Annotated in this window: 17 protein-coding genes and 1 riboswitch; of the genes, 14 read left to right on the top strand and 3 right to left on the bottom strand. The window is 40.8% G+C overall.

What is annotated here, in order from left to right; all coding sequences use genetic code 11:
• Positions 1-18: 18 nt before the first annotated feature.
• Entirely contained in the window at positions 19-897 is an 879-nt protein-coding gene (locus tag BK582_RS16900; protein ID WP_078596165.1) for a helix-turn-helix domain-containing protein, read from the bottom strand.
• A gap of 476 nt (positions 898-1373) precedes the next feature.
• Here BK582_RS16900 and BK582_RS16895 point away from each other — a divergent pair, with 476 nt between their 5' ends.
• From BK582_RS16895 to BK582_RS16875, 5 genes are read left to right on the top strand one after another with little or no spacing between them, the layout of a single operon-like run.
• Positions 1374-1757, top strand: coding sequence for a VOC family protein (locus tag BK582_RS16895; RefSeq protein WP_078596164.1), 384 nt, complete (start codon positions 1374-1376; stop codon positions 1755-1757).
• A 44-nt stretch (positions 1758-1801) separates the two neighbouring features.
• Entirely contained in the window at positions 1802-2194 is a 393-nt protein-coding gene (locus BK582_RS16890) for a VOC family protein (RefSeq protein WP_078596163.1), read from the top strand.
• Between the two features lie 29 nt (positions 2195-2223).
• The gene (locus BK582_RS16885) at positions 2224-2715 is read left to right on the top strand and encodes a GyrI-like domain-containing protein (RefSeq protein ID WP_078596162.1); all 492 of its coding nucleotides are present in this window, start codon (positions 2224-2226) and stop codon (positions 2713-2715) included.
• Positions 2716-2757: 42 nt separating this feature from the next.
• The gene (locus tag BK582_RS16880) at positions 2758-3264 is read left to right on the top strand and encodes a DinB family protein (protein WP_078596161.1); all 507 of its coding nucleotides are present in this window, start codon (positions 2758-2760) and stop codon (positions 3262-3264) included.
• A 38-nt stretch (positions 3265-3302) separates the two neighbouring features.
• Positions 3303-3806, top strand: a complete 504-nt coding sequence (locus BK582_RS16875) for a GyrI-like domain-containing protein (protein WP_078596160.1) — start codon at positions 3303-3305, stop codon at positions 3804-3806.
• A 93-nt stretch (positions 3807-3899) separates the two neighbouring features.
• Here BK582_RS16875 and BK582_RS16870 read toward each other — a convergent pair whose 3' ends face one another.
• Together BK582_RS16870 and BK582_RS16865 are read right to left on the bottom strand one after the other, a co-directional pair.
• Positions 3900-5348, bottom strand: a complete 1449-nt coding sequence (locus tag BK582_RS16870; protein WP_078596159.1) for a hypothetical protein — start codon at positions 5346-5348, stop codon at positions 3900-3902.
• 16 nt (positions 5349-5364) lie between these two features.
• Complete coding sequence (locus tag BK582_RS16865; protein WP_078596158.1) at positions 5365-6096, bottom strand: RNA polymerase sigma factor; 732 nt, start codon at positions 6094-6096, stop codon at positions 5365-5367.
• A gap of 347 nt (positions 6097-6443) precedes the next feature.
• Between BK582_RS16865 and BK582_RS16860 the strand changes: the two genes are divergently transcribed.
• The 9 genes from BK582_RS16860 to BK582_RS16815 all read left to right on the top strand — a co-directional run bounded on the left by BK582_RS16860 (position 6444) and on the right by BK582_RS16815 (position 15074).
• Positions 6444-7439, top strand: a complete 996-nt coding sequence (locus BK582_RS16860) for a GGDEF domain-containing protein (protein ID WP_218190736.1) — start codon at positions 6444-6446, stop codon at positions 7437-7439.
• A 174-nt stretch (positions 7440-7613) separates the two neighbouring features.
• Positions 7614-8090 (top strand): DUF2975 domain-containing protein, encoded by a 477-nt coding sequence (locus BK582_RS16855; protein ID WP_078596156.1) that lies wholly within the window; start codon positions 7614-7616, stop codon positions 8088-8090.
• A 9-nt stretch (positions 8091-8099) separates the two neighbouring features.
• Positions 8100-8324, top strand: coding sequence for a helix-turn-helix domain-containing protein (locus BK582_RS16850; protein WP_078596155.1), 225 nt, complete (start codon positions 8100-8102; stop codon positions 8322-8324).
• Between the two features lie 142 nt (positions 8325-8466).
• A complete protein-coding gene (locus tag BK582_RS16845; RefSeq protein WP_078596154.1) occupies positions 8467-9183 on the top strand; it encodes a (Fe-S)-binding protein in 717 nt (238 codons plus the stop codon).
• Between the two features lie 43 nt (positions 9184-9226).
• On the top strand, positions 9227-10681 hold the full coding sequence (locus BK582_RS16840) for a LutB/LldF family L-lactate oxidation iron-sulfur protein (protein ID WP_078596153.1): 1455 nt from the start codon (positions 9227-9229) through the stop codon (positions 10679-10681).
• Positions 10653-11372, top strand: coding sequence for a LutC/YkgG family protein (locus tag BK582_RS16835; protein WP_078596152.1), 720 nt, complete (start codon positions 10653-10655; stop codon positions 11370-11372). Before BK582_RS16840 ends, BK582_RS16835 begins: the two co-directional genes overlap by 29 nt.
• A gap of 402 nt (positions 11373-11774) precedes the next feature.
• Positions 11775-12677, top strand: a complete 903-nt coding sequence (locus BK582_RS16825; RefSeq protein ID WP_078598087.1) for a macrolide 2'-phosphotransferase — start codon at positions 11775-11777, stop codon at positions 12675-12677.
• 68 nt (positions 12678-12745) lie between these two features.
• A riboswitch (guanidine-I (ykkC/yxkD leader) is annotated at positions 12746-12845 on the top strand.
• A gap of 311 nt (positions 12846-13156) precedes the next feature.
• Positions 13157-14002, top strand: a complete 846-nt coding sequence (locus BK582_RS16820) for a DMT family transporter (protein ID WP_078596151.1) — start codon at positions 13157-13159, stop codon at positions 14000-14002.
• Positions 14003-14273: 271 nt separating this feature from the next.
• On the top strand, positions 14274-15074 hold the full coding sequence (locus BK582_RS16815; protein WP_078596150.1) for an alpha/beta fold hydrolase: 801 nt from the start codon (positions 14274-14276) through the stop codon (positions 15072-15074).
• The last annotated feature ends 115 nt before the right edge of the window (positions 15075-15189 follow it).

Below are 15189 nucleotides of genomic sequence, written 5' to 3'. Positions count from 1 at the left end.
GAGGGGCTTTCATATTTTTTAACTTTGTCTTATCAATGTCATTTCTTCTTTAAGGGCTGTGATAAAAGCTGGCACTGGATCCAGTTCATAGACCCAGAGAGCTTCTTCAAGCAATTTAATACAGGTTTCTTTCTCCGCGGGATCGTAGCGGAAGAGTGTGCTGCCTTTTTGAAAAAGAATGTGTCCCAGCAGATATAATTGCTGCTCTTTAATACATGTGTTCAATGCTTTATTAATATAGTCTAATGCTTCTCCGTATTCATGCCTGTCATAGGCATTTCTGCTGGCATTGTATAAAACACGAATAACTAAACGCTTATTCTGAACTACACGGAGAGAGGTGACGTCTCTTATAATTTTTCTGTATATATTAGCTGCATCATCCAGTTTTTTTATAAGGCTGTAAATGATTGCTTTAGAAGCCAAAATATCTATTTCCACTTCAGAAAACTTCTTCTCTGACTTCCCCATATTAAAAGCATTATCGAGAAGTTCTAACGCATGATCAGCATCGTTATGCAGATAATACACACATATTCCTTCTCTCCATAACAGGTACTGCTGCAAATGCTTTTTGTTAAACAGGGGGTTGTCCTTTTCAAGTTCCACAATTTCCATTACTTGTTCATATTCCTGGTCCCGGATATACTTATCGATCGTATTCATTACTTCCTTCACATAATTCAGGCCGTCCCTGGATATATCATCAAAAAAGTAATTTAAATCTACCCCTAAACGGACTGCTATCTGGTGTAAAACCGGGGCAGTGGGAGTAGCTGTATTTGTTTCAATTCTGCTTATAAGTCCTTGTGTGCAAATATCCCTGCATAATTCTCTTTGTGACATATTTAAGTGTTCTCTCAAATCTCTTATTCTGTCTCCTAACGTATAATCCATCCGAAACCTCCTGAAGATTAATATGTTAATCAAAATAGAAGAAAAAGGGATATTGTATAATAATAGCTCAGATAATTGCCTGTATTAACTGTTTTTCGAAAATGCAGGGAATTTACCTATATGCAATAATTAGAAAAAAAGGAGGGAATATACATGAAAAAACTTCTGATTGTTGGAATGGTTAGTGCATTTCTTTTTACGTTACCGCTATCTTCATTAGCTGGAACCGAACATCCACATGCCCCGCCGCCATACACACATGGATAATAAAATAAAGAAAGCAATTTAACATAAACATACGGGCTGGTGAGAATATTTTCTCAGCAGCTTTTTTTCATGCACTGGGCTTAAGAATTTGTTTTTCAACAGGTGCCAGGCACTTGTCGAAAAATCTTCCTTAAGAAAACTGTAAGATTTAACCCTTTGCCGGCATCTAAGATAATGGTGCAAAAAAATAGAGAAAGGATGAGAGGATTATGAATAAAGAGGTAAAAGCAAGCCCGATTCAAAGGAAGGTCAGCAGTATTTTTATCCCGGTCAGGAATGTGGAAAAAGCAAAGACCTGGTATTGTAAAATGCTTGGCATTCCTGAAACTGGCAAAGTTGAATTCGGTCATTTATATGTATTACCAATGGAAGGGCCTGATGTGATTTTAGACGAAATGCCAATGTGGGGCGGGAATGATGAAGAAGGGGTTTCACCGTACAGCGCCCCAGCATTTATGTTCAGGACCGGGGATATTTATGCTTCCTATAACTTTATGAAAGAAATGGGTGCAGAACTTGTAACAGAAGTGGAAAACTACCAGTGGTTTGTTTTTAAAGATCCAGACGGAAATCACATCATGATATGCCAGTAAAGGAAGAAATAACACGACGATAAGTGGGAAGGTGAAAAAGGAATATGGAAAGGCATAGTGCAATCCGCCCCAACATAGGGGGAGTTTTTGCAATAGTCAATCAAATGCCCCGGGCAGTTAAGTGGTACAGAGATATCTTAGGACTCCCGGAAGACGAGGAATTCATGCAGACAGCCACACCTGATATGAAGACGATTTATTCCATTCCATTAGGGGGAACGAACCTCATTTTGGATAGTATGCACCGTGACACATTAAGACCGAGTACAAATCATCTTTTTATGATAGACACAGATGATATAGAAAAAACCTATGAATTTTTGAAACAGAAAAAGGCTGACATCCAATCAGATATTGAAGGGGGAGAAGGAGTAAAATTTTTTGAAGTACTCGACAGCGAAGGAAATAAAATTATGTTTTGTGAGGAAAAGGAATAGAGGAATCGTCTGGAGAGGGGAGATAAAAAATGGCAAATACGACATTTGAAATCGTAAAAAAGAAATCATACCGGGCAATTGGTTTAAAGTGGGATGGTCCATGGTCGGACATCCAGCAGTTAAAACAAGTGATACAGACGATGAGTGAGCGTGCCGGAGAACTTGAGGGCAGAGTTGAGCCGAATATGCAATTAGGGTTATCTTACCATGAACGGCCGGACGGTTTTATCCATTACTCCATGTATGAAGTTACAGAAGAGCAGCCTGTTCCGGAAGGGATGATTGAAAAATATATTCCGGAGCTTACTTATTTTGTAACCAATCATGAAAAAGGTGCAGATATAGGTGAAACATATTATAAAATTTCACGCTTGTTAATGGAAAGCGAATATAAAGCTTATACCGAGCCAAATGTTATGTATTTTGAGGATACACTTCCAATTAAGCACGAAAAGTATCCCCATGACAGGGACCTGCAGGATCCACACTTTGAAATCTGGATACCAATTGTTAAGAAATAGTCTGAAAAAGGTTCATGGGTATCATTTAGGGAGGGAAGCAATATGAATGAGAGGCAGGAAGCGTTATTCAAGTCGTTAGAAACATATCGGATGTATTTATCAGATGATCTTGAGGATGTAACAGAAGAAGAGGCGGAAATAGTCCCTGATGGCTTCAGAAATAACATCCGCTGGAACATGGGACATACTTATCTCGATCAATACTTATGGATTTTAGACGTCACTGGTGAAAAAGACGAAACAATGAAGAAGTTCAATCAGTGGTTCGGCTTTGGAACAACGCCTGATAAATTTACAGAAGAAACGCCTTCATTTCAGGAACTGAAAGTAATGCTTGAAAACCAAATTAAAGACATAAAAGAGCGCTACGGTCATCGGCTGGAAGAGAAATATCCGCCAACAAGCATGGAGCACTACACTACTATTGAGCAGGTTTTAGTCCGAACGGCTTTTCATGAAGGAATGCATACACAGGCAATCAACGATATTAAAAAGTGCATCCGGCAGGCAGGGAAAGGCCAGCTTATAAATCAGGAAGAAATTAGTTAAGGAATCGGAAAGTATGAGTGCAGGAGGGAGAATTATTTATGGGTGTTTTAAATAAAAGGATAATAACAAAAGAAGCTTTTAAAGTAGTTGGTATGGAGATTGACTGGTCACCTGACAAAGATAAACCTTCAGAGAATAGCATTGCAAAGCTATGGGATAAGTTCAATGAAAGGTATTCAGAAATCAGTTATGCTGTGCCAATGCGATGTTATGGACTGATGCGGTTTCCTGCTGGCTGGAGAGAAGGGGACCCTTTTAAATACATGGCTTGCACTGAGGTTACGGAAGTTCCTGCCGAACTCCCGGATGAAATGACGGCTGCGGAAATCCCACGTTTTGATTATGCAGTGTTAACATATCAGGGAGTCATTGATGAGATTAGATATGCTAATGAATATTTCTTTAGTGAATGGGCGCCAAAAATTGAAGGCTTTCGCTTTGGACTTCCACATTGTATGGAATTTTACGGAGAAGAATATACAAGTAATGACGATCCTCAATCTGTTTTTGAGCTATGGTTTCCCCTTACTGGTAGAAACTAAAATGAAAAAGACGAGTTCTGGATTAGCTCTGGCAGCTCGTCTTTTTTTTCATTTTCCCAGCATATTCGCTCAGGAAGTACTTACATAACGGTTTTATCGTCCGGAATTTTCATTGATTGGAACATAAACTTCAACATCTTCTTCCGTAGTCTGATGCTGTGGAGGGCGAATGAATTTGATTGTATATGTGTTTGAATTCTCTTCAATTCCTTGCTGGAGCATCCAATTTTTCAGAGTTTCATATCCTTGTTTTTTCTCTTTCATCTTCACACGGATAGCAGCGTAGTTATGTTCTTTTTTAAAATACTGCATATCATTTGGAAGGTTGTATGGCTTAAAGCTGACAGGTCTTGCCACAACATAGGATATTTTCTCTTCGTCTCCCGTTTGACCGGACTTATAAGCAAATAGCTTGATATTATTGATGCGGGAAACAATCGAATTATCTCGTTTCATTAATTCGTACATTTGTTTTTCAGCATCTGATTCAATCTGGTCAGGCTGTGCAAAATGTTTTACACCCGCAAATTCGAAAGTTCTCTTTATTCTATAAGGTGTCATATAATTATCGTCCGCGTAGTGTTCCAGCAAGCTTTCCAGCCTCCTGAAAACTTCCATGCCTTTTCTTTCCCATTCGTATGCATGCTGTAATAATTCAATTGCTTTTTGGCTGATAGCGAGGTCGTTAGGTTCGCCGCCCTGAGGGAATGGAAACATTTTTCCGAGCTGATCAAAATAAGAGGCGACTTTACTATAAAACTCTTTCGCTTCGGTCAGGCCATCGATAACTTGCTGATCCAGCTTTGTTGAGGTGCCCCAATTTTCTGACAGGATGGTTAAAAAATGTGTCGCGTGCTTACGTGCATCTGCCACAACAGCCATATTATAGGCGTTGCCAAAGGCATCGATCTTTCGAGTCTGAAAAGCCTGGATCCAAGCATCATAACCTGCCAAACCATGTTTGTATTCATAGGGAGCGAATGGTGATTTACAGTCCCCGTGTTCGATTATTTTTTTCAGGGCGTCACGGAACATAATTGGTGTTCTTTTTGGCACAGATTCAAAGAAACCGCACAAAAACAAATGGCTGGATGCCCGCTCATTTAGCTCCGAATAGTTAATTATTCCGTCTTTTTTCATATCTTTCGCATAAAATACCTGCTGTTCATGGTCATATCCATAGATCAGGCCGAATTCAGGGGAAAATAAATCCCAGGAAATAATAGGCACTCCTGTATCAATTCTGGCTTCTGCCATACGGATTGTGTCTGCTAAATCTTTATTTGAGAGGGGAGTAAATTCGCTTTTGGTTAAGGTGTAAACACCAAGTGTTTTCAAGTTCTGGGAAACGAGTTCATATGGCGCGAACATAGTTGGACCTGCCGGGCTGACCGACTCTGGGTGAATATTCATTCGGAATGCGTGGGAGGAATAACCCATTATTTCAGAAAGGGAAAATTCCTTTTTATCCGTGTACTGTAGCATTGCATACATTGCCTGTGCTGCAGAAGTCATCGTTTTCACCGTATTTAGTTGCATCATAACCGCCTGACCCTCCTTACATAGATATTGGCGTGGCAAGCACTTTGCGCTTTGAATTATCCTGGCCTAACTGCTCCTTTAAATATCCCCTTAAATAAATACGTGCCCGTTCACGCTTTACTTTGATACGTGACCGGGAAAGCGTCGTGTAAATATTATTCATGGACATTCCGAATAAACCGGCTATTTCTTTCGGGGAAATTTGCTGAAAGAAGTATGCCTCGAAGACTTTTCTTTCCTGTTTCGTTAAACAGTTGAGAAGATCGTGGAGCCCTTCAAGCATCTCTTTCTGCATAATCAGTCTTTCCGGATTTCCGTACTGAAGGTGTATGTTTGAATTAACCCGCTGTGTGAGATGGTATAATATGTGGTCAATATCGTGGAAGTTAATCGTCTCATTGGAAGTATAATTCGTTTCTAGATGTGAAAATAATTGCTCTCCTTTATACAGCCTGCCGCGCCTCAGATCCATCATGGCCTGATTGCGGACAATCGTGCGCAGCCATGCCTGAAACCGTCTGGCGTCTATAAGGGTGCCCATGTGCATAAATGCTTTTATAAATGCCTCCTGAACAATATCCTCAGCCAGATTATTATCTTTCGCAAGCATTTGAGCCCAGTTCATTGCCTTACTCCTGTACCTTCTCACCAGTTCACCAAAGGCATCGTTGTTTCCAGTCCTTGCTATCTCAATTAATTCTGCTTCACCCATACATTTTAAATCAGCTTCTTCATTGGTAAGAGTCACACTTTTTCACTCCTTAAAACATGAACCTGTTAAAACAGATGCTCAAGAGTATACAAACCTTACAAAAAAATCTATCTATTTGCTGCACCTCGCTGATTTTATTGTACCAAACCGTGGTAACGAGGAAACTACTAATTTTGTGAAAAAGAGACAGGTCCAATTATCATGGGACAGTATACCTATCCCTGTTCTATTTGGTATGGTAAAATATAACTGAGTAAATAGTCTTGTTTTCAAAAGTCGTAGTTGACTTTGTTTTTATTAAGAATTAAAGGGAGGTGTTCATAATAGATCGGCACTCTGCTGTACAAAAAAATAATCAGCTGAAATTTATAACCGATAAGTTTATGCTAATAGCCCTTGTAATTCATATACTTCTGACGTTCATATTTTTCTGGATGGACCTGACAATTTTAGGTTATGTAAATATCGTCAGTTCCTTCGTTTATTTAGTCGGATATTATATTAATAAACGGGGCCATACGCTGGCAGCTCTGTACATGGGGCATATTGAGATCGTAATTCATGCGGCAATTGCGGTTTATTTACTTGGCTCTGGTTCCGGATTCCAGTATTACATATTAGATGTTATTATTCTCACTTTCATAGCAGCAAAACCTTCTACAGTGGTGAAGTCATTTATTGTGTTAGCTGACACAGCCATTTTTGTGATATTAACCCTTGTTTTCCGGTCGCCAGTTATTCCAATTGACTCTGTAGTCGTGGACACCTTGCATTTTCTGAATATTATTTTTGTTTGCGCATCTCTGGCGATTGCTACTTATCTATTCCGGAAAGTCACAGACGCCGCAGAAGAGAATTTACGAACCCTTAATAAAAAACTGGAAACTCTCGCAAACACAGATGGGTTAACGAAGCTGTTAAACCGCAGATGCATGATGGAGAAGCTGATCGAAGAAGTACAAAGTTTCAATGAACATAAAGAGCCATTCACTTTAATTCTTGCTGATATTGATAGATTTAAGTCTATTAACGATACACATGGACATGACTGCGGGGACTTAGTGTTAAAAAAAAGCGCTGAATTTTTAAAAGAAAGCCTCGGCAATAACCATGTTGCCCGCTGGGGTGGAGAAGAGTTTCTGTTTCTGCTTCGTAAAACTGAAAAAGAGGAAGCATATCATGTGGTAGAAGAGCTGCGGCGAAGCTTTGAAGAGGATATTGAATTCCAGCATGAGGACAAAACGTTGAAAATTTCCCTCACTTTCGGATTAGCAGAATATAACGATGCTCAGCAGGACGTGTTTGAGCGTGTGAACATCGCCGACAAAGCCTTAATGCAAGGGAAGAACCAAGGGAAAAACTGTGTGGTCGTAATTTAAATTGTGAGAGCATTCCTTTTAACGAGGAATGCTTTTTTGTATGGCTGGAGGAACAGACGGTTCGACATTTTTTCGGGTGGTGCCTGTCACCCGATGTTTTTGCGATAAAAATTTATTGTAAAACGATAAATAAAGATATATAGTTAAACCAGATAAACAGGAGGTGTGCTTTAAATGAAACGAGGATCCACAATGTTTTTAAAGATAGCCGTTATTCTTATAGGAATTCCAATTCTTGCTTTGTGCATAGTTGGCTTATACTGGTTACCAAACAATCCAGCAAGTCCGGATTATGATCATCTGCTTTATCCTGCTATTACAGGAATTTATTTATCAGCGATACCGTTTTTCATCGCCTTGTACCAGGCGTTTAAACTGCTGAATTATATTGATTCCAATAAGTCATTTTCTGGAGCATCTGTTCAGGCACTGAAAGTTATTAAACTTTGTGCAGTGACCATTAGCTCTTTGTACGTTATTATTATGCCTTTCGTTTTTTTCGTTGCAGAGCTTGATGATGCACCTGGCCTAATCATCATGGGTATGGTTCCTTTCTTTGCTTCACTGGTTATCGCTGTCTTTGCTGCGGTTCTGCAAAGACTTTTACAAGAAGCAATTTATATAAAAGAAGAAAATGATTTAACGGTCTGAGGTGATAATATGCCAATAATAATAAACATTGATGTGATGCTGGCGAAAAGAAAAATGAGTGTAACGGAACTCTCTGAAAAAGTAGGAATAACAATGGCGAACCTTTCCATATTGAAAAATGGGAAAGCAAAAGCAATCAGGCTTTCCACTTTGGAATCTATATGCAAGGCATTGGATTGCCAGCCTGGAGACATTTTGGAATATAGAAGTGAGGAGGAGTCTGACACAGGATAGACAATACTAAAAAAATGGATATGGTGACGAAAGAAGGGTTGCCTTTCAGTGATGTATAATTAAATAGAGAGTAGAATTGTAAATGGCGATGCAAGTTCCACTGTATTTTAAAGACCAGAACCCATAGGGGAGGAGGCTGATTATGAAAGTAAGCTTGTTTGTAACCTGCCTTGGTGATTTGTTTCAAAGTGATGTCGGTAAGGCAACCGTTGAGGTGCTTGAAAGATTAGGATGTGATATAGATTTTCCTGAGTCGCAGGTCTGCTGCGGCCAGCCCGCTTATAACAGCGGCTATGTCAAAGAATCAAAGGAAGCGATGAAAAGGATGATGAAAGCCTTTGACCATTCTGAATATGTTGTTTGTCCTTCCGGCTCCTGCGCTTACATGTTCCATGAATACCAGCATATTTTCAAAAGTGATCCCGTCTGGGAGCCTAAAGCTAAAAAACTTGCAGAAAAAACATATGAGTTAACGGAGTTTATCGTAGATGTACTTAAGGTGGATGACGTGGGAGCAAAATTCGAAGGAAATGTTACATACCACACTTCATGCCATATGACGAGATTACTCGGTGTGAAAAGCGCGCCAATGACGCTGTTGAGCAATGTGGAAGGCTTAAAATATACAGAATTGCCGGGAAAAGAACAGTGCTGTGGTTTTGGAGGAACATTTTCCGTAAAAATGGGGCCAATCTCGGAGCAGATGGTCGATGAAAAAGTACAGCATGTGGAGGAAACAGAAGCGGAGTATTTAATCGGCGCAGATTCAGGCTGTTTGATGAATATTGGCGGAAGAATCAACCGAAAAGGAAAGCCGATCAAAGTACTGCATATTGCGGAAGTGTTAAACAGCCGCTGAAAACCAGCGGGGCAGAAGTTGTGTTACGAGAGGAGGAATACAAATGGCAATGAAAATCGGCAGCAATGAATTTAATGAACGTGTCGGTCAGGGAATCGACGATGCTTTTATGCGCGGTGCTGTTTCAGGTGCTCAGGACAGTATGGGCGTTAGAAGGAGCAACGCTGCGGAAGAGCTTGGCAACTGGGAGGACTGGCGTTCCCATGGAGAGGAAATCCGACAGCACGTGCTGGAGCATCTTGATTATTATTTAGAGCAGTTGAGTAAAAATGTGGCGGAGCTGGGCGGCCATGTTTTTTTTGCCGAGACAAAAGAAGAGGCAAATGAGTATATTCGAGGTATCGCTCAAAAGAAACAGGCTAAGAAAATAGTTAAGGCTAAGTCGATGGTCACAGAAGAAATCGGCTTAAATGCTGTGCTGGAAGAGGAAGGGTGCAAGGTCATTGAAACGGACCTTGGAGAATACATCCTCCAGGTGGATGATCATGACCCGCCGTCACATATTGTTGTCCCCGCACTCCATAAAAACAAAGAACAGATTCGAGATGTTTTTAAAGAAAAATTAGGTTATAAAAAAACATCCAAACCGGAAGAATTAGCACTCCATGCCCGGGAAATGCTTCGTGAGGAATATATGACAGCGGATATCGGCATTACAGGCTGTAATTTTGCAGTTGCAGAATCAGGTTCTATTAGTCTTGTAACAAATGAAGGAAACGCTGATTTAGTTACCGCTCTGCCAAAAACGCAAATAACTGTGATGGGAATGGAACGGATCGTCCCTACATTTGAAGAAATGGAAGTTCTCGTAAGCCTGTTAACCCGCAGTGCCGTGGGCCAGAAATTAACGAGCTATATTTCTGTTCTGACAGGACCAAGGGAAGCTCAGGATGCTGATGGCCCTGAGGAGTTTCACCTCGTTATTGTTGATAATGGCCGCTCAGACATACTCGGTGGAGAATTCCAGTCGATTCTGCAGTGCATTCGGTGTGCCGCCTGTATAAACGTATGCCCGGTATACCGTCATATTGGCGGCCATTCCTACGGATCGATTTATTCAGGACCGATTGGTGCTGTGTTATCTCCGCTGCTCGGAGGCTATGATGAGTACAAAGAACTTCCCTATGCTTCCACCCTTTGCGGTGCCTGTACAGAGGTCTGCCCAGTAAAAATTCCGCTGCATGATTTGCTGCACAAACACCGGGAAGTGATCGTGGAAAAAGAGGGGAAAGCCCCGATTTCCGAGAAGCTTCTCATGAAATCATTTGGCATCGGAGCAGCTTCGCCAATGCTTTATAAGTTCGGGACGAAATTTGCACCAACTGCGTTAAATCCATATACAAATGGAGAAAGCATATCCAAGGGACCGGGCCCAATGAAAGCCTGGACGGATATACGTGAGTTTCCAGCGCCTAATAAAGAAAGGTTCAGAGACTGGTTTAAAAACCGTAAAAAGGAGGAGAATGCTCATGGCAGGGACGATTCAGAATCAAGATAAGTTCTTAAATAAAATTGCAAGCCGTCTTGGCCGGGAGCGTATTTCATCACCGGTTGAAAGACCAGACTGGAAATACCGGCCTCAGGATGAAGTGCTGAAAAACGCTTCCCAGGATGAACTTGTTGACGTGTTAAAAAAACAATGCGCCAATATCCATACTGATTTCTATGAAACAGAGAAAAAAGATTTGCCAGAAGTTTTGGAACAGATTGTTTCTTCTTACGGTGGCGGGCCGGTAATTACATGGAAAGACGATCGCTATGCCCAGTGGGGGCTGGAGTCACTTTTTAAAAAAGAGTGGCCCAAAAATAATATTGAGGTCCGTGAGTGGGATTTTGAAAATGGAGAGGAAAGCATCATCAAAGCTGAGTCTGCAAACGCGGCGATAACAATAAGTGAGATCACTCTGGCTGAGTCAGGCACGACGGTACTGTTCAGCGATAAAGACAAGGGGCGGATGGTCAGCTTTTTGCCGGCAACCTATATAGCCCTTGTGCCAAAAAGCTCGCTTGTCCCGAGGATTACCCAGGCAGCCCAGAAGATGCGGGAAATGCAGCAGGAAACAGGGCGGGTTCCTTCATGTATTAATTTTATTACAGGACCTAGTAATTCAGCCGATATTGAACTTAATCTTGTAGTTGGTGTCCACGGCCCGATAAAGGCTTCTTATATTCTTATTAATGATCTTTAAGCGGGAAAAAAGATGGATAGATGACATTGACCCGGTGACAAATTCAAGATAAAATATATAGACGATTTATTTAGAGATACTCAGAAGGAGGATTATTAAAAATGCTACCATCCAGAATTCGGTTCCGTACTTTGAACAATTAATTTCATACGTTCGAAGGCTCTGCTCGTGCATGCAGAGTAAACGGGATCAGTCTGTCCTTTTTTAATAATCTTCATTTAACACTGAGTTACGGATATGAAGAAAGGCGGATCGTTCTGCCTTTCTTTTTTGTGGATTTTTTCATACAAAAATTCAGTGAGGCAAATGCATAGTTACAAGACTATCTATCGTTTACTCCCAGTCACAGGCAGGCGTCCTGTGATTTTTTTAATTTCAAAAAAGAAAGCATGGTGTTTAATTATGAATAAAAAAGTGGAAGAAATTAAAGAGATAGCTGAAATAAATGGTATCTATATGGAAACTGAATCGATGAAAATTAATGAGTCCGGCGTGGACTTTCAGGTAGTCCATGCAGTTGATCGGGACGGTATGCGATGGATATTAAGATTGCCGAGAAGAAAAGATTCCATGGTAAAAACGGATGTGGAAAAGAAAGTACTGGATTTCGTTAGCCGCTCCGTTTCTTTCGAGGTGCCTGTATGGACAGTATTCACCGATGACTTAATTGCTTATAAGCAATTGTCAGGCACCCCGGCAGGAACGATTGACCCTGAAATCCAAAACTATGTATGGGAATTCGATATTAATAACGTCCCGGATACTCACTTTGATTCCCTTGGTAAAGTAATGGCCGAACTGCATCAGATCTCTCCTGAAGCTTCGGACATCCAGGGCTTAAAGGTGCTTGATGCAGAGGGTGTACGAGCAGAAATGAAAAAACGAGTAAGCTGGGTCAAAGAGAAATATGGCGTCAACGAAGAATTAGAGGCGAGGTGGCAGGCTTGGCTGCAGGATGATAAAATGTGGCCGAACCATACAGGGCTTATGCATGGGGATATCCATGCCGGCCACACGCTGATTAATGACAGGGCGGAAGTGACAGGGCTAATCGATTGGACAGAAGCGGCAGTTACTGATGTTTCCAAGGATTTTGTCGGTCCATATATGATCTTCGGCGAGCAGGCGTTAGAACGCATCATTGCGTCCTATAAAGACGCAGGCGGTGTCACCTGGCCCCTCATGAAAGAGCATATCATTGAGAGGAAAGCAACATACCCTATTGATATTGCTGAGCTCGCAGCGACTTCCGGGTTAAAAGAATATGAAGATATGGCGAAAGAAAGCCTTGGTATGAAAGAATAGTTATCAGATGGATTCCCTATGAGTTGACGAATATATTCAGTTGTGATTTAATAGAAAAAGTTTAATAGTTAAATGTTTTCTAGGGTTCCGTAATTTTTTAAAATTAGTCTGGTCCGAGAGAAAACTCATAGCTATGCTATGCCACGGAGGGACAAAAGCCCGGGAGATTACTGAAAAGTATCTCCCGGGCTTTTTTATTTTAAACTAGTTGGGGAAAAAGATTTTCTCCATTTCGCGGATATAAGTCCCGATTTCGAGAATAGGACCTTCCATTTCGAGAATAAGACCGCCGTTTTCGAGAATGAAATCTACGCTCGAGAATAAAAATGCCGATTTCGAGAATAAAAACGTCATTTTCGAGAATATAACTCTCCATTTCGAGAATGGGTCCAACCAGCTGCCAAAATTATATTATGGGTAAAAATATAAAAAACACTAAATCATTCAATATATAAACAGAAAGACAGCAGGTGATATACATGGCTTTATTATTAGGATTAATTACAGCAATGGCACTTGGAGTAGGGGACTTCATTGCCGGACAGGTGACAAAACGGGTTCCCACATTGATCGTCGTTTTATACGCGCAAGTGTTTGGGGCATTGATCATGGTCCCGACCGCTATAATAAGCGGCCACTCATTAACGTTCTCTGCGGTTATATGGGGCTTACTTGCCGGTGTGTCACTCGGTATAGGTTTTATGCTTTATTTCAGATCCCTCTCACTTGGGAAAATGGGAGTTGTTTCGTCATTAACTGGTATTTTATCGGCGATTATTCCGGTTTTTACTGGACTTCTCATTGGTGAACGCCCTGGGGCCGGCGCATTATTTGCGGTTGTATTAATTGTATTTGCGATCACGTTCATAACCAAAAAGGAAGCAGGCAGCCAAACACCTGTAAAGAGCAATACGGCAGTACTGGCGCAAGCCGCTTTGGCTGGTATTTTGATTGGGCTATTCTTTGTTTTCCTTCACATACCTGGCGCGAGGGAAAGTATGTGGACAGTTTCCTTTGCCATGACTGGTTCGTTTTTACCCGTCGCAGCAATATTATTTTACCGGAGGGCTGATATTTACCGCGTCAGCAAAAACGCGTGGGGGTATATTCTTGCTAATGGATTTTTGCAGACATTCGCCACAATTACTTATGTCCTTGGCGTTAATATTGGCCTTATGTCCATTGTCGCGCTTGCTGGAGCACTTTCTCCGCTGTTTACTGTTATTTGTGCGAGAGTGATCATTAATGAGCGGTTGAACAAAACTCAGATTGCTGGTTTTGTTTTTGCTTTGACGGGTGTTGCGCTATTAGTAGTAAGTTCCTGACCGAAAGCAGTTGACCCTGATAGAAAATAAGATATAGCACTAACTCATGAGAGCTGCTGTTAACCAGCGGCTCTTCACTATTATAAATTACATAATTTTCTAGCTCCTCCTGAATTTCCTTCTATCCAGTATAAACCTAGTGAAAAACTAGATTTTTTCTTAATAATTACTCATTTTTCCGGTAGAACATGATATAATGACCTAGTGTTCATTTTGTCGTTTTATGTTAAAAACACGGAATGTGAAAAATATAATCTATTCGGGGTGAAGAATGCTAGGTTTTAAAAAAATTCTATTAAATGAAAGCGCTGACTGGGCTGTGCTGTTACATGGGTTTGGCGGCGATTGTAATGTTTTTCATAAGCAAATGGCTGAATTATCCAGCCGTTTTAATATAGTGTTAATTGATTTACCTGGGCATGGAAGCTCCGAAGGTCTGGATATGAATAAATACCATGCAATGGAAGTTGCAGAGAAAGTAATTGAGGTGCTGGACAAGCTACATCTTCCAAAAGTGCACATTGTTGCTTTCTCACTGGGAACGATTGTAGCAAATGGAGTGATCGGGCTTGCGCCGGAACGGATAAAATCGGTAGTTTTGTTAGGACCGGTTCTCGGCTGGAAGAGGTGGTCCCGTTTCCTCATAAAGGTCAGCTATAAATTGAGAAACCTCGCACCGTATATGGTGTTCTATAAAATATTCGCTAACATTTTAATGCCTAAGAAGAATCATGCAAAATCAAGGTACTATTTTATACGAGAGGCCACAAAACTCGGCAGAAAAGAATTTATGAGCTGGGTCCACTTAATAAAACGGCCGGAGACACCATTTTTAACAACAAAAAAAATTAAACAATCCATTCCTAAGCAGTACATTATCGGCGCAGAGGACCATATGTTTCTCGATGCTGCCATTCAGGATGCACGTGCTGATAAGATGACGGAAATTGAAATCCTTGATAACACAGGGCATGTATGTGTGCTAGAAAACAGTAAAGGTACAAATGAAGCGATGGTGAAATTTTTAGACAAGCAGATTAGCGAGTCTGAGAAGAAAAAAATCGCCGGCTAGTTAAAAAGCCTTATACGAGTTGTTTAGTATGAGAAAAATGATATAAGTTGTTTATAAAAGAAAGAAGTACATGGCAGTTTTTTGCCAAATCCCTTTGTTATAACAACAGGAGTGA

This window comes from Evansella clarkii (assembly GCF_002019695.1).
Lineage (GTDB): Bacteria > Bacillota > Bacilli > Bacillales > Salisediminibacteriaceae > Evansella > Evansella clarkii.
Note: the sequence above shows the minus strand (reverse complement) of the source record. Positions and strands in the feature narration are given on the sequence as shown.

Coding starts and splice junctions, on each gene's coding strand:
- BK582_RS16900 (WP_078596165.1), bottom strand. CDS start 897: ATGGATTATACGTTAGGAGACAGAATAAGAGATTTGAGAGAACACTTA.
- BK582_RS16895 (WP_078596164.1), top strand. CDS start 1,374: ATGAATAAAGAGGTAAAAGCAAGCCCGATTCAAAGGAAGGTCAGCAGT.
- BK582_RS16890 (WP_078596163.1), top strand. CDS start 1,802: ATGGAAAGGCATAGTGCAATCCGCCCCAACATAGGGGGAGTTTTTGCA.
- BK582_RS16885 (WP_078596162.1), top strand. CDS start 2,224: ATGGCAAATACGACATTTGAAATCGTAAAAAAGAAATCATACCGGGCA.
- BK582_RS16880 (WP_078596161.1), top strand. CDS start 2,758: ATGAATGAGAGGCAGGAAGCGTTATTCAAGTCGTTAGAAACATATCGG.
- BK582_RS16875 (WP_078596160.1), top strand. CDS start 3,303: ATGGGTGTTTTAAATAAAAGGATAATAACAAAAGAAGCTTTTAAAGTA.
- BK582_RS16870 (WP_078596159.1), bottom strand. CDS start 5,348: ATGATGCAACTAAATACGGTGAAAACGATGACTTCTGCAGCACAGGCA.
- BK582_RS16860 (WP_218190736.1), top strand. CDS start 6,444: ATGCTAATAGCCCTTGTAATTCATATACTTCTGACGTTCATATTTTTC.
- BK582_RS16855 (WP_078596156.1), top strand. CDS start 7,614: ATGAAACGAGGATCCACAATGTTTTTAAAGATAGCCGTTATTCTTATA.
- BK582_RS16850 (WP_078596155.1), top strand. CDS start 8,100: ATGCCAATAATAATAAACATTGATGTGATGCTGGCGAAAAGAAAAATG.
- BK582_RS16845 (WP_078596154.1), top strand. CDS start 8,467: ATGAAAGTAAGCTTGTTTGTAACCTGCCTTGGTGATTTGTTTCAAAGT.
- BK582_RS16840 (WP_078596153.1), top strand. CDS start 9,227: ATGGCAATGAAAATCGGCAGCAATGAATTTAATGAACGTGTCGGTCAG.
- BK582_RS16835 (WP_078596152.1), top strand. CDS start 10,653: ATGGCAGGGACGATTCAGAATCAAGATAAGTTCTTAAATAAAATTGCA.
- BK582_RS16825 (WP_078598087.1), top strand. CDS start 11,775: ATGAATAAAAAAGTGGAAGAAATTAAAGAGATAGCTGAAATAAATGGT.
- BK582_RS16820 (WP_078596151.1), top strand. CDS start 13,157: ATGGCTTTATTATTAGGATTAATTACAGCAATGGCACTTGGAGTAGGG.
- BK582_RS16815 (WP_078596150.1), top strand. CDS start 14,274: ATGCTAGGTTTTAAAAAAATTCTATTAAATGAAAGCGCTGACTGGGCT.